Source organism: Micromonospora sp. NPDC005298, assembly GCF_040607375.1.
GTDB lineage: Bacteria > Actinomycetota > Actinomycetes > Mycobacteriales > Micromonosporaceae > Micromonospora.
Genome location: NZ_JBEXGP010000001.1, coordinates 877,542 through 891,211, shown reverse-complemented (window position 1 = coordinate 891,211; position 13,670 = coordinate 877,542). Strand labels below are relative to the sequence as shown.

Genomic DNA, 13,670 nt, shown 5'->3' with positions numbered 1-13,670 from the left:
CCCATTGCCACCGGCCGTCCGGCTGCCTATGGTGCTTGTTACCGACCGGTAGGACGGGGTCACCCACCGGTGCTCCCCCACCACCGACGGCACTGGAGGTGGCGCGATGAAGGAGTTCCCGGACGTCATCGCCTGGTCGATCCCGGCCTTCCTGCTGCTCATCGTGCTGGAGCGGGTGTCCTACCTGCTGCACCGCGACGACGACGAGGTCGGCTACGGCGGCGCGGACACCGCCACCAGCCTGGCGATGGGGCTCGGCAGCGTCTTCACCGACCTGCTCTGGAAGGTGCCGATCGCCGCCGCGTACGCGCTGCTCTACGCGCTCACGCCGCTGCGCGTGACCGAGCTGTGGTGGACGTGGCCGCTGATCCTGCTCGCGCAGGACTTCTTCTACTACTGGTCGCACCGGGGCCACCACGTGATCCGGATCCTCTGGGCCTCGCACGTGGTGCACCACTCGTCGCAGCGGTTCAACCTCTCCACCGCGCTGCGCCAGCCATGGACCGGCCTGACCAGCTGGGTCTTCTACATCCCGATGATCCTCGTCGGCGTACACCCGGCCGTGGTGGCGTTCAGCGGATCGGTCAACCTGCTCTACCAGTTCTGGATCCACACCGAGCGCATCGAGAAGATGCCGCGCTGGTACGAGTTCGTGTTCAACACCCCGTCCCACCATCGGGTGCACCACGCCTCGCAGGGCGGCTACCTGGACCGCAACTTCGGCGGCATCCTGATCGTCTGGGACCGGCTGTTCGGCTCGTTCGCGCCGGAGCGGGAGCGCTGCGTGTACGGGCTCACCAAGAACCTGGGCAGCTACAACCCGGTCCGGGTGGCCCTGCACGAGTACGCCTCGATCGGCCGGGACCTGCGCTCCGCGACGAGCTGGCGGCACCGCGCCGGGCACCTGTTCCGGGCTCCGGGATGGCAGCCGACGCCCGGTGTGGTCAGGGCAGCCGGCCCTGTTCGACCAGACGGGCGAACCTCTTCAGCGCCTGGGTGAGGCCGAGCTTGGAGCCGGGCCACAGCACCGGCCACGCCAGCCGACCGGCCCGGCCGCCCGGCAGGTGGAACCACTCGTGCCAGACGACCTGGGTGCGGGCCCGGTCCAGTTGGGTGCAGCGCAGCACACCCGGACCGCGCAGCAGTTGGCCGTAGTGCACCACGCCGATCTCGTACGGTTCGTCGACCCGTACGACCCGCATCTCGTCCCGCAGGGTCGCCCGCCCGAGCGCGGTCACCGCCTCGATCCGGCTGCCCTCACGGCCGTCGCCCTCGACGACGCGCACCTGGGTGAAGGGGATCCAGTCGGACTGACGCTCCCAGGCCAGCAGCGCCGCGAAGACCCGTTCGGCCGGGGCGTCGACGATCACGGTCGCGGTCACCTCGCCGGCACCGGGTTGGGCCGCCGCACGGAGATCGTCGGCGCCCTGGGGATCGGTCACGCCGACTCCGACCGGACCACCGCGTCGTTCCTGCTGGTGTCGTTGTCGGCCGGGGCCACGCCGTCCGCGTCCGCGGCCGAGGAGCTGGCGTCGGGCCGCTCGTCGGCGTCGGTCGAGCCGAGCGGGGTCACCGCCGGCTCGGAGTCGTCGACGGGGGCCACGCCGTCGGCGTCCGCCGGGGAGGAGGTGGCGTCGGGACGCTCGGCCGCGCTCGCCGCCTGCTCGCGGGCCTGGCGCAGCATGTCCGCGTCGGCGGTTCGGCCCTCACGCAACGCGATGACCTCCGACTCCAGTACGCCGATCAGCTCCGACTTGTAGCCGATGTCGTACGCCGCGCGGCGCATCGCCTGGTCGACCTGCGCCATCCGGTACCCGCGCAGGCCGGTGTCGAAACGGACCGCTCCCACGTCGGATTCGCGCAGCGGCCGGGTGCCGGGCAGCGGCACGGCCTGGGAATCCGGCTCGACCGGCACCAGGCCGGGGTCGCGGCCGCTGACCAGCACCGTCACACCGAAAACGACAGCCGCGACGGTCAACGCGACGACCAGGAGGAGCAGAAGCTGACCCATGCACTGATCGTGGCACGACGGCCGGCAGGTAGCGACCCCACCACCCCGATCACGATCGGCGCCCACGGCGCGCTGCGGTGCGGCCGATGGACCGGCTAGCGTCGGGACGCACCGACGCGGCGGCGCCGGCGCGGATCCTCAGGAGGCGGGCATGACCGGGGCGCTTCGGCTGGGTGGGCGGACGTTCGCCCCGGACGAGCTGGTGGTGATGGCGATCGTCAACCGCACACCGGACTCGTTCTTCGACCGGGGTGCCACCTTCGCCGCCGACAGCGCGCTGCGCGCGGTCGAGCGGGCGGTGCACGAGGGCGCGGCCATCATCGACATCGGCGGGGTGAAGGCCGGCCCCGGCGTCGAGGTGGACGTCGCGGAGGAGATCCGGCGCACGGTGGACACCATCGCCGCCGTCCGGGCCGCCTTCCCGGACGTGGTGATCTCCATCGACACCTGGCGGGCCGAGGTGGCGACGGAGGCGGTGGCCGCCGGGGCGGACCTGCTCAACGACACCTGGTCGGGCGCCGACCCCGCGCTGGCCCGGGTGGCGGCGCGGACCGGCGCGGGCCTGGTCTGCTCGCACGCCGGCGGGCTGGTCCCGCGGACGCGTCCGCACCGGGCCGCGTTCGACGACGTGGTCGACGACGTGGTCGCGACGGTGACCGGGCTCGCCGAGGGCGCGGTGGCGGCGGGGGTACGCCCCGACGGCATCCTCATCGACCCGGCGCACGACTTCGGCAAGAACACGCGGCACTCGCTGGAGATCACCCGTCGACTGGACGAGCTGACCGGGACGGGTTGGCCGGTGCTGGTGGCGCTCTCCAACAAGGACTTCATCGGCGAGACGTTGGACCTGCCGGTGGCCGAGCGGCTGGAGGGGACGCTCGCCGCCACTGCGGTGTCCGCATGGCTGGGTGCCCGGGTGTTCCGCGCCCACCAGGTGGCGCCCACCCGCCGGGTGCTGGACATGGTGGCCTCGATCCGCGGTGACCGTCCGCCCGCGGCGACCCGCCGGGGTCTGGCCTGACCGGTCGTCGCCGTGACCGGCCGCGAACGGTCGGCCGGGCCGGCACGATCGCCGGAGGGTACGGCGGTCAGGTCCAGCGCAGGATGTTCCGGCGGTCAGGTCCAGCGCAGGATGTTCCGGCGCCAGGCGTAGAGGATGCCGAGCGCCAGCACCGCCACGAAGACCGCCATCTCCACCACCGTGACCAGGCCGAAGCCCGGCCGGTCGAAGACCACCGCCCACGGGAAGAGGAACACCGCCTCGACCGCGAACAGCACGTACAGGTAGGCGTACACGTAGTAGCGGATCTGCATCTGCGCCCAGTCCGCGCCGACCGGGTCGAGCCCGCACTCGTAGCTGGTCCGCTTGCCGGGCGGGTCGGCCGGACGGGCGGGACGTAACACCCGGTTGGCCGCGAACGCCACTACGAAGAACAGGACGCTCGCGAGCAGGAGGAGCCCGAGCGTCGCGTACGAGCCCAGGTAACCGGTCACATGGGCAGCCTAACGCCCAAGCGGGGCGGCCGGCTCGAACACGTTACGGATTTGTTTCCGGACGGGACTAGTGCACTGGGGCAACTGTTACCGAATATTGGAATCCCACCCATGTAACCGGAGGACAGATGGCCCGCGTGAAGGTCTCGCCCGATCGCCGGGCCGCAGGGCCGCGTCCCACAGCTCTGCTGCTGACCTCGCTGACGCTCGGCCTGGCGGCGGCGCTCGCCGTGGCCCCGACGTTCGCCAGCGCGGCGGTGCCGCACGCGTACCCGGTGGCCGCCGCGGCGACCGACCCGGTGATCGAACCGGGGACGGACCCGGAGACCACACCGGCGCAGGAGCCCACCCCGACCCAGGACCCGGGAGGCGATCCGTCGCCCACCGAGCCGGCCCCGGAGACCACCGCGCCACCGCCCGAGACGACCCCGGCGGCACCGGTGACCACCGCGCCGGAGGTACCCCCGGCGCCGACGAACACCGCCCCCGCGCCGGGCGGCACGACCGGGCCGTCCACCCCCCGGCCGCCGGCCCCGCCGGCACCCCCGGGAACGCCGCCGAGCCCGCTGGGCGTGCAGGTCACCACCGAGGACATCACCCTGACCAGGGCGTACTGGAACGCGGCGAGCACGACCGCGACGCTGCGCGTCACGGTGACCAACACCGGCAGCACCGCGCAGCGGGTACGGCTCTCCTACACCGTGCCCCCCGGCCTGAGCGACGCCGGGACGAAGGGGTGCGCCGCCGTCGGCGGCGGCACCTACCGGTGCGGGGCCTGGACGGCCGGCGTGGGCGCGCGGTTCAGCAGCCTCCTGCGGCTCCAGGTGACCGGCGACGCGTGGCGGCAGATGCCGCTGAGCGGGACCGTCCGGGTCACCGCGAGCGCGCCGGGGGTGACCGGCGAGGTGACCGACAACCAGGGCTTCGCGGTGCTCTTCCCGCCCGGCCCGCCGGTCCCCGGGATCTCGCTCGATGCCGACGAGGTGGCCTTCGACATCAGCGGCGCGGCGAGCACCCTCACGGTCCAGCTCGGCAACACCGGCACGGTGGACGCCGCCGGCCGGATCGAGGTCGTCCTGCCGTCCGGGGTGGGCGTTCCGACCCCACCGGCAGGCTGCGTGGCGGTCGGGCCCACGCGCGTACGCTGCGACGCTGGCACGGTGCCGGCGGACCGGACCACCGAGCTGCGGCTGCCCGTGGAGGCGACCCCCGAGGCCCAGCGCGAGGCGCCGCTGTCCGGTGCGGTGATCGGCCAGCTCGACCCGCGCAGCGGCCCGACGCGGCAGGTGCAGATGAGCTTCCGGATCACGGCCGCCGCGGCCCTGGCCACCCCCGTGGTGTCGCCTCCCGCACCGACCGGCTCGCAGGGCGTACTCCCGGCCGGCGGGGCCGCCGGTGGCAGCGGGATGTCCTCGGTGCAGCGCACCGCGATCATCCTGATCGCGGTGTCCGTGCTGCTGGTGGTGCTGGCCCTCACGCTCGCCACCACCTCGCTGCGGCGCCGGCTGCGTGACCCGGCACCGGATCCGGGTCCGGCGCCCACGGACTGACGGGCGTCGCTCGACCCGGGATCCGGGTGATCTGGATTACGGCGTGCCGGGCGAAACGTCGCATTGCTGCGCAAATCATGGCCCATTCCGGTCCCAGTCGGCGGACCTCCGGGGAGGCTCGGGGGTCTGCTCGACGTAGGCTCTCAGATGAGGAACGACAGCGACCGGACCACCTGGGGCGGTGCGGTGCAACGTTGCGTCAAGGAGGTCCCGTGGCCGGGCAAGGCGAGGTCACCATCATGTTCAGCCGCCCGCGCGACCGCGCGCAGCGAAGCGAGGTGCAGGCACAGTGACCAAGCAGATCCGTCAACTCGACCGGGTGGTCATCCGGTTCGCCGGTGACTCCGGCGACGGCATGCAGCTGACCGGCGACCGGTTCACCTCGGAGACGGCGCAGCTCGGCAACGACATCTCCACCCTGCCAAACTTCCCCGCCGAGATCCGGGCACCCGCCGGGACACTGCCCGGCGTGTCGAGCTTCCAGGTGCACTTCGCCGACTACGACATCCTCACCCCTGGCGACGCGCCGAACGTGCTGGTGGCGATGAACCCGGCGGCGCTCAAGGCCAACCTGGCGGACCTGCCGCGCGGGGCGGACATCATCGTCAACACCGACGAGTTCACCAAGCGCAACCTCGCCAAGGTCGGCTACCAGAGCAGCCCGCTCGACGACGAGTCGCTGGCCGGCTACGTCGTGCACCCGGTGGCGCTGACCTCGATGACGGTCGGTGCGCTGGCCGCGTACCAGGTGTCCAAGAAGGACGCCGAACGCTCGAAGAACATGTTCGCGCTCGGCCTGCTCTCCTGGATGTACTCCCGGCCGTACGAGTCGACGCTGCGCTTCCTGGAGCGCAAGTTCGCGTCCCGTCCGGAGCTGGTCGCGGCGAACGTGGCCGCGTTCAAGGCCGGCTGGAACTTCGGCGAGACCACCGAGGACTTCGCGGTCCGGTACGAGGTCAAGCCGGCGAAGATGCACCCGGGCACCTACCGCAACATCACCGGCAACGCGGCGCTCTCGCTGGGCCTGGTGGCCGCCGGGGTCCGCTCCGGCCTGCCGGTGTTCCTCGGGGCGTACCCGATCACGCCGGCGTCGGACATCCTGCACGAGCTGAGCAAGCACAAGCGGTTCGGCGTGCTCACCATGCAGGCCGAGGACGAGATCGCGGCCATCGGCGCCGCTCTCGGCGCGTCGTACGGCGGGTCGCTCGGCGTGACCACCACCAGCGGCCCCGGTGTCGCGCTCAAGAGCGAGACGATCTCCCTGGCGGTGGCCCTGGAGCTGCCGCTGGTGATCGTGGACGTGCAGCGCGCCGGCCCGTCGACGGGCATGCCGACCAAGACCGAGCAGGCCGACCTCAACATGGCGCTCTACGGCCGGCACGGTGAGGCTCCGGTCGCGGTGATCGCGCCCCGGTCACCGTCGGACTGCTTCTTCGCCGCGCTGGAGGCGGCCCGGATCGCGCTCACCTACCGCACGCCGGTGATCCTGCTGTCCGACAACTACGTCGCCAACGGCTCCGAGCCGTGGCTGCTGCCGGACGTGGAGTCGCTGCCCGACCTGCGGGTCGAGTTCGCCACCAGGCCCAACGGCGACGACGGCACCACCTTCCTGCCGTACCTGCGGGACCCGGAGACCCTGGCCCGCCCGTGGGCGATCCCCGGCACGGCGGGGCTGGAGCACCGGATCGGCGGTCTGGAGAAGGCCGACAAGACCGGCGACATCTCGTACGACCCGGCGAACCACGACTTCATGGTGCGCACCCGGGCGGCCCGGATCGAGACGATCCCGGTGCCGGACCTCGAGGTGGAGGACCCGGACGGCGGCGCCCGAGTGCTGGTGCTCGGCTGGGGCTCGACGTACGGGCCGATCGGCGCGGCCTGTCGTGGCCTGCGCCAGCGCGGCCTGTCCATCGCCCAGGCGCACCTGCGGCACCTGGCCCCGATGCCGGCCAACCTCGGTGAGGTGCTGCGCTCCTACGACCGGGTGGTCATTCCGGAGATGAACCTGGGCCAGCTCGCCCACGTCATCCGGGCCCGCTACCTGGTCGACGCGATCAGCTACAACCAGGTCCGCGGCCTGCCGTTCACGGCCAACGAGCTGGAGACGACGCTGGAAGAGGTCCTGAAGAATGTCTGAGCCCGTCGCCCTCAAGCTCACCGCGAAGGACTTCAAGTCCGACCAGGAGGTGCGCTGGTGCCCCGGCTGCGGTGACTACGCGATCCTGGCGGCGATCCAGCAGTTCATGCCGGAGCTGAACATCCCCCGCGAGCGGACCGTCTTCGTCTCCGGGATCGGCTGCTCGTCGCGCTTCCCGTACTACATGAACACGTACGGCATGCACTCGATCCACGGGCGTGCCCCGGCGATCGCGACGGGCCTGTCGGTGTCCCGCCCGGACCTGTCGGTCTGGGTCGTCACCGGTGACGGCGACGCCCTCTCCATCGGCGGCAACCACCTGATCCACGCGCTGCGGCGCAACGTCAACCTCAAGATCCTGCTGTTCAACAACCGGATCTATGGTCTGACCAAGGGTCAGTACTCGCCGACCTCGGAGGTCGGAAAGATCACCAAGTCGACTCCGGTGGGCTCGGCGGACGCCCCGTTCAATCCGCTCTCGCTCGCCCTGGGCGCGGAGGCCAGCTTCGTCGGCCGGACCATCGACTCCGACCGCAAGCACCTCCAGTCGGTGCTGCGGGCCGCGGCCGAGCACCAGGGCTCGGCGTTCGTGGAGATCTACCAGAACTGCAACATCTTCAACGACGGTGCGTTCGACCAGCTCAAGGACCCGAGCACCCGGGACGACTACCTGATCCGTCTGGAGCACGGCCAGCCCATCACCTTCGGGGCCGACGGGCGCTTCTGCGTGGTGCACCCGCCCGGTGCCTTCGGCCTGGAGGTCCGGGAGACCAGCTCGGTGCGTCCGGAGGAGATCGTCGTGCACGACGCGACGGTCACCGACCCGGCGTACGCGTTCGCGCTGTCCCGGCTGCCCGGCCTGGACCTGCGCAACACGCCGATCGGGGTGTTCCGCTCGGTGGACCGGCCGTCCTACGACAGCGTGGTGCAGAGTCAGCTGGCCGCCGCGAAGGCCGAGGTCACCGAGACTCCCGAGCAGCAGCTCGCCGGCCTGCTGGGCAGCGGCGACACGTGGACGATCGTCTGACCCGTACCTTCACGACGAGAACGGCCGCCCCTGCCAACGGGGGCGGCCGCTCTCGTTGCACCGGCTACGTCAGCGCTGGGCGGCGACCGGCGTCCACAGGTTGTCGATCTCCTTCTCGGCTGCCGCGAGACTGGCCTCGTGCAGCGGGACAAGTTCGGCCATCGCCGGCACCACGGGTGCGAGGGTCAGTTCGGCGGTGATGAAACGCGGTGCCATGCCGGTCAGCGACAGGCCGTGCGGGAGCCAGGGCTCGGCGTGGTCCCAGCCGTTGCGCGGGGTGCCCTCGCCGTAGCCGCCGCCCCGGCTGGCCAGCACGATGAAGTTGCAGTGGCTGAGCAGGCCCTGCTGGCTCGTCGGGTCGTACGACAGGCCAGCCACGGTCAGGTGGTCGACCCATGACTTGACGCTGCTGGGTGCGCCGTAGTTGTAGAGCGGCAGTCCGAGCAGCACCGCGTCGGCCTGCTTCACCTCGTCGACCAGCCGCTCGCTGAGCTGCCAGGCTTCGCGCTGCGCCGGGGTGTGCTGGTCCGGCGGCGTCATCCGAGCCTGGGCGGCCACCGCATCCAGGTGCGGCAGCGGCTCGGCCCCAAGATCTCGGTAGGTCACCGTTCCGTCCGGGTGAGCCGCGCGCCAGGCGGCGGCGGCACGGGCGGTGAGCCGCCGACTGACCGAAAACTCACCCTGGATGCTCGAATCGATATGCAGCAGGTGCATCATTCCCCCTCTAAGGATCGTCTGTGCAGCATCAACTATTTATACCAGGCGGATGTTCCGTTGGCTCGGTAGACTGGCTCACATGTCGGCCCTGGCCTCAGATCCCTCGGAGCACCGCTCGGGCGCCCTGCTGGACCACCTCGCCCGGCGGATGCGGCTGCGATCCGAGTCGGTGCTGGCGCCACTGGGCCTGCGGCCACGGCATCTCGTCGCCCTCACCGTGCTGCGCGACAGTGGCGGCACCAGTCAGCAGGCGCTCGCCGGCACCCTGGAAATGGACAGCACCAACATCGTCGGGCTGCTCAACGACCTTGAGGCGAAGCACCTGGTCGAGCGTCGCCGCTCACCGGAGGACCGCCGACGACACGTCGTCGAACTCACCGAAGATGGGGCGAAACACCTCAAAGAGGCCGAATGCGCCCTCGCGGGTGCCGAGGACGAGGTCCTGGCCGCACTGGATCCCGCCGAACGGGAGACGCTCTACGAGCTGCTCCGACGGGCCGCCTCCACGACACCCTTCATCTGCACCGAGGCGCTCCGCGCCGACGTCGACAACTGCTGACGCCGCGCCGGGGCGGGAGGATCAGACCGTCGCGGTGGACTGGGGGCGGTCGTCGCGTACGTGCACCAGCATGTCGCCGGTCTCGATCACCGCACCCGCCCGGTCGGCCAGGGTGACCACCTTGCCCCGACGCACCAGGGCGATCACCAGCGACTCCAGCTCGCGCGGCGAACGGCCCACCTCGTCCCGCTCGGCCGACCGCATCGCCAACGCCATGCCCTGACCGGGGGTGAGCAGGTCCTCCACCACGTCGATCAGCGGCGGCGCCGACGTGGACAGGCCGAGCAGACGACCGGCCGTGGCCGAGGAGACGATCACGTGGTGCGCGCCGCTCTGCTTGAGCAGCGGCGCGTTCTCCGCCTCGCGGGCCGCCGCGATGATCCGGACCTGCCCGGCGGTGAGCTGCCGTACGGTCAGCGCCACGAGCACCGACGCGTCGTCACTGTCGGTCGCGATGATCACGGCCTTGGCGGTGCGGACGTGCGCCTCGTTCAGCACCGACGACCGGGTCGCCGAACCCTCGATCGCCACCAGACCGGCCGACGTGGCCTGCCGCAGGGCGGCCGCGCTGCGCTCCACCACGACGATGCGGGAGCGGTCCAGACCGTTCTCCATCAGGGCGGAGACCGCGCTGCGGCCCTTGGTCCCGTAGCCGCAGATGATGACGTGGTCCTTCACGGTTCTCCTCCACCGCGACAGGCGACGGCCGGTCCGGTACTGCTCGGTCAGGACTTCCAGGGTGGTGCCGACCAGGATGATCAGGAAGAGCACCCGGGCGGGCGTGACGAAGAGGACGTTGACCATCCGGGCCGACTGGGAGGCCGGCGTGATGTCGCCGTAGCCGGTGGTGGAGAGCGACACGACCGCGTAGTAGAAGCAGTCGAGCAGGGTCAGGCCGTCCTCGTTGACGTCACGGTAGCCGTCCCGGCCCACGTACACCGCGGCGACCACGGCGAAGACCAGGCCCAGGGCGGCGGCGAGCCGGAGGCTCAGCGCGCTCAGTGGGCCCCGGCGCTGCGCGGGAAAATGGATCACCGTCGAACCTGCTCCCCCGCCGTCGCCTGCACGAGCACAACATAGCGGGTACGCCGCACACCGCACGTCCGGGCCGGCATCGACGACCCGCACCGCGTGCGCCACCGGGCAGCACGAACCCGCAGGGGTCGGTCCGGAACGCCCGAGACGGGCATGATGGGGGTGGTTCCCCGACGACGACCGCGAAAGGGAGGCCGGCATGTCGTTGCTGCGACGAGTCATCGGCGGAGTGCTCCGCCGACTGCGCCAGAGCCAGGGCCGCACGCTGCGTGAGGTGGCCGCCGCCGCCGGGGTCTCCGTGCCCTACCTGTCCGAGGTCGAGCGGGGCCGCAAGGAGGCCTCCTCGGAGGTGCTCGCGGCGATCTGCCGGGCGCTCGGCATCCGCCTCTCCGACCTGCTGGAGGAGGCCCGCGACGACCTGCGCCGCGTCGAGCCGCGCATCCCGAGCACACCCCGGGCCACGCTGACCCACCGCGAGCGGGTCGAAGCGACCCACCGCGCCACCGCCCAGCGCACCCTGCGTACGAACAGGCCGATCATGGAGCGGGGGCACGGCGCGACCGGGCCGACCCTCCGCGTCGGGACGACGGCCTCCGCTGGCGGCTCACGCCCCGGTCCGCGTACCACCGGCCTGATGGCCTGCGCGCGGGCCCGGGCGGGCGCGCGGGCGGTGACCGTCGCGTAGGCCGCGCGGGTTCTGCCGTCGGCGAATCTGCCGGCGGCAGATTCGCTGGGCCGACCGCGGCCGGCGGGCGACGCTTGTGGGGCCGGTCCACCGGGCGGTCCCGCCGCCCACCGGCGCGGCGAGAGGCGGCGGCACATGATCGGATACGGCGTAAGGATGCTGGACGGCGGGCAGCCGTCCTTCGGCGACCAGGTGTTCGAGCGGCTGCTGCGGGAGCGGATCGTCTTCCTCGGCACCGAGGTGACCGAGGAGTCGGCCAACCAGATCTGCGCGCAGATCCTGCTGCTCGCCGCCGAGGACGCCGACCGGGACATCTACCTCTACATCAACTCGCCGGGCGGCTCGGTGAGCGCGGGGATGGCCGTCTACGACACCATGCGCTACGTCCGCAACGACGTGGCCACGCTGGCGCTCGGGTTCGCCGGCTCGATGGGGCAGTTCCTGCTGTGCGCGGGCGCGGCCGGCAAGCGGTTCGCGCTGCCGCACTCGCGGATCATGATGCACCAGCCGTCCGGCGGGATGGGGGGCACCGCCTCGGACATCACCATCCAGGCCGAGAACATGCTGCACGTGAAGCGGACCATGCAGGAGCTGATCGCGAAGCACAGTGGACGAACCCTCGACGAGATCCAGCGCGACTGGGACCGGGACCGCTGGTTCACCGCCGAGCAGGCCCGGGAGTACGGCCTCATCGACCAGGTGCTCGCCCGGGCCGAACAGCTACCGGCGGTCTGACCCGGCCGTTCGCCGGAGGCGGCACGTCGGTCCGGGGCAAAATTTGTGGCGGCGGACCGTTAGGGTCGCCTCCATGCGTCGATTGATCCCTGTCCTGTCGATTGCCCTGGCCGCTCTCGTAGCCGGCTGTGGCACCACCTCGGGCGACTCCGCATCGAGCACCCCGAACGCGACACCGTCCAAGCTCGACCCGGTCGCCGCCATCCAGCAGGCGATGAACCGCAGCTTCTCCGGCACGCTCACGATGGACGCCACGGTCAAGGCCGGCGCCAGGGCGCTCACCCTCAACGGCAAGATGGATCCCGTCGCCAAGGTCCTCCAGGTCACCGGCGAGACGCCCGAGCCGATGGAGGCCCGGCTGATCGGCGACACCGCCTACATCAAGATGGAATCGCCCGACGGCGGCAAGCCGTGGAAGAAGCTCGACCTCACCAAGCTCAAGCCGGGCAGCTCGCTGCGGCAGTCCTTCGACCTGAAGTCGCAGACCGGCATCGTCGGCGGCATCGTCTCCGCCGAGGAGACCGGCGGCGGCCGCTACACCGGCACCGCCGACCTCGACAAGGCGGCCGCCGCCGCCGGCACCGACGGCGGGATGCGGGAGGGCCTCGAGTCGTCCGCGAAGCTCGCCAAGGACCCGAAGGCGATCCCGTTCGAGGCCACCGTCGACGCCGAGGGCCGCCTCACCGCACTCTCCTACACCGTCGCCACGAAGAGCCTCGGTGACCTCGTCACCGACATGCGGATGAGCGGCTTCGGCGAGACCATCACCGTGACCGCCCCGCCCGCCAAGGACACCGAGGCGGCCGAGGAGGAGATGTACAAGTACTTCTGACCCACGTCGCCACGCCCGGCAGACCGGCGGTGATCGGTGATCAAGGCTGCGACCTGGTGCCCCGGCAGGATTCGAACCTGCGACACCGGTTCAGGAAGGAGCTAGCGCCCCGTGCTCCGCATAGCGTCCCATCACTACGTACGTCGAACTGCTCCAGGCTGACGCGCCTGAAGATTCCGTGCATGTTCTGGATCTTGCGGTGGCCTGACCACTCGCTTTCGAGCTCTTGAGGATCCGGGCCTGGCCAGCCGGCGGGACACGAGCTGGACGCCAGAACTGATATCGGCGCTGTCGCTTGGCCCGGCTGCGTTGCCATTGGCGGCGTGCAGGACCGAGGTCGTCGCGGCGCTCAGGACGAATTCCCGCTGGGCGATTCCGAGCGTTCAGAGGCACCCAGCGAACTCCGCAGCCTTCTACCGCCGAGAGTATCAGCTCCATAAGGCTTCGAGCCGTTCCGCGAGATATGCCGATCGGTGCATCAGGGCAGAATATTTCGGGCCCGGATTCAGTCTGCGCGACTTGATCTCCAATGCTTGCGCCAAGGCTCCGCATCGGATAGCGTCGATCGCAAGGTTCCTTCACGGAGGGTGGACTCGATGAATTTTCTTTCCAGGGCCAGGGTCGGGCTTTCTGTTGCAACACCAGCCCTGCTGATGGCCACAACGGCTGCCGTAGTTGGTGGCGTAGCAACGCCGGCATCCGCCTCATGCAGCCACGCCCGTTCGGACAAAGGGTCTAGACTTCTCACCCAAATTGGAAGTGACGTCGCTTACCGCACGGGACCCCATACGTCGTGCGGCTTGAATGGCCGGTCAGGCAACGGCACGATCTGGAATGCACTGTGTTACACGACTGGAGACACCGTAACAGTTTCCGGTGGTAGCACCT

At 70.9% G+C, this 13,670-nt stretch carries 14 protein-coding genes; 9 read left to right on the top strand and 5 right to left on the bottom strand.

Features of this window, described 5'->3' with window-relative positions:
* The first annotated feature begins 106 nt into the window (after positions 1-106).
* Entirely contained in the window at positions 107-1,000 is an 894-nt protein-coding gene (locus ABZS77_RS04235) for a sterol desaturase family protein (RefSeq protein ID WP_354816820.1), read from the top strand.
* Here the strand turns inward: ABZS77_RS04235 and ABZS77_RS04230 are convergent.
* Positions 945-1,442, bottom strand: a complete 498-nt coding sequence (locus ABZS77_RS04230; RefSeq protein WP_354816818.1) for an SRPBCC family protein — start codon at positions 1,440-1,442, stop codon at positions 945-947. The two genes, ABZS77_RS04235 and ABZS77_RS04230, sit on opposite strands and share 56 nt — an antisense overlap.
* Positions 1,439-2,011 (bottom strand): DivIVA domain-containing protein, encoded by a 573-nt coding sequence (locus tag ABZS77_RS04225; RefSeq protein ID WP_354816815.1) that lies wholly within the window; start codon positions 2,009-2,011, stop codon positions 1,439-1,441. The genes ABZS77_RS04230 and ABZS77_RS04225 overlap by 4 nt, the downstream gene beginning before the upstream one ends.
* Before the next feature lie 151 nt (positions 2,012-2,162).
* Here ABZS77_RS04225 and folP point away from each other — a divergent pair, with 151 nt between their 5' ends.
* Complete coding sequence (gene folP, locus ABZS77_RS04220) at positions 2,163-3,032, top strand: dihydropteroate synthase (RefSeq protein WP_354816812.1); 870 nt, start codon at positions 2,163-2,165, stop codon at positions 3,030-3,032.
* A gap of 95 nt (positions 3,033-3,127) precedes the next feature.
* Here folP and ndhC read toward each other — a convergent pair whose 3' ends face one another.
* Complete coding sequence (gene ndhC / locus ABZS77_RS04215; protein ID WP_354816809.1) at positions 3,128-3,505, bottom strand: NADH-quinone oxidoreductase subunit A; 378 nt, start codon at positions 3,503-3,505, stop codon at positions 3,128-3,130.
* 128 nt (positions 3,506-3,633) lie between these two features.
* Here ndhC and ABZS77_RS04210 point away from each other — a divergent pair, with 128 nt between their 5' ends.
* The 3 genes from ABZS77_RS04210 (at position 3,634) to ABZS77_RS04200 (ending at position 8,219) form a co-directional block, all read left to right on the top strand.
* Positions 3,634-5,055, top strand: coding sequence for a hypothetical protein (locus tag ABZS77_RS04210; protein WP_354816806.1), 1,422 nt, complete (start codon positions 3,634-3,636; stop codon positions 5,053-5,055).
* 289 nt (positions 5,056-5,344) lie between these two features.
* Entirely contained in the window at positions 5,345-7,192 is a 1,848-nt protein-coding gene (locus ABZS77_RS04205; RefSeq protein ID WP_354816803.1) for a 2-oxoacid:acceptor oxidoreductase subunit alpha, read from the top strand.
* Positions 7,185-8,219: a 2-oxoacid:ferredoxin oxidoreductase subunit beta gene (locus ABZS77_RS04200; RefSeq protein WP_354816800.1), complete on the top strand. Its 1,035-nt coding sequence runs from the start codon at positions 7,185-7,187 to the stop codon at positions 8,217-8,219. The genes ABZS77_RS04205 and ABZS77_RS04200 overlap by 8 nt, the downstream gene beginning before the upstream one ends.
* A gap of 69 nt (positions 8,220-8,288) precedes the next feature.
* Here ABZS77_RS04200 and ABZS77_RS04195 read toward each other — a convergent pair whose 3' ends face one another.
* Positions 8,289-8,933 (bottom strand): NAD(P)H-dependent oxidoreductase, encoded by a 645-nt coding sequence (locus tag ABZS77_RS04195; protein ID WP_354816797.1) that lies wholly within the window; start codon positions 8,931-8,933, stop codon positions 8,289-8,291.
* Positions 8,934-9,015: 82 nt separating this feature from the next.
* Between ABZS77_RS04195 and ABZS77_RS04190 the strand changes: the two genes are divergently transcribed.
* On the top strand, positions 9,016-9,495 hold the full coding sequence (locus ABZS77_RS04190; RefSeq protein ID WP_354816794.1) for a MarR family winged helix-turn-helix transcriptional regulator: 480 nt from the start codon (positions 9,016-9,018) through the stop codon (positions 9,493-9,495).
* A gap of 21 nt (positions 9,496-9,516) precedes the next feature.
* Here ABZS77_RS04190 and ABZS77_RS04185 read toward each other — a convergent pair whose 3' ends face one another.
* A complete protein-coding gene (locus ABZS77_RS04185) occupies positions 9,517-10,530 on the bottom strand; it encodes a potassium channel family protein (protein ID WP_354816791.1) in 1,014 nt (337 codons plus the stop codon).
* Between the two features lie 199 nt (positions 10,531-10,729).
* Between ABZS77_RS04185 and ABZS77_RS04180 the strand changes: the two genes are divergently transcribed.
* The 3 genes from ABZS77_RS04180 to ABZS77_RS04170 all read left to right on the top strand — a co-directional run bounded on the left by ABZS77_RS04180 (position 10,730) and on the right by ABZS77_RS04170 (position 12,782).
* A complete protein-coding gene (locus ABZS77_RS04180) occupies positions 10,730-11,215 on the top strand; it encodes a helix-turn-helix transcriptional regulator (RefSeq protein WP_354816789.1) in 486 nt (161 codons plus the stop codon).
* A gap of 135 nt (positions 11,216-11,350) precedes the next feature.
* The gene (locus ABZS77_RS04175) at positions 11,351-11,950 is read left to right on the top strand and encodes an ATP-dependent Clp protease proteolytic subunit (protein ID WP_354816786.1); all 600 of its coding nucleotides are present in this window, start codon (positions 11,351-11,353) and stop codon (positions 11,948-11,950) included.
* Between the two features lie 73 nt (positions 11,951-12,023).
* The gene (locus ABZS77_RS04170; RefSeq protein WP_354816783.1) at positions 12,024-12,782 is read left to right on the top strand and encodes a hypothetical protein; all 759 of its coding nucleotides are present in this window, start codon (positions 12,024-12,026) and stop codon (positions 12,780-12,782) included.
* The last annotated feature ends 888 nt before the right edge of the window (positions 12,783-13,670 follow it).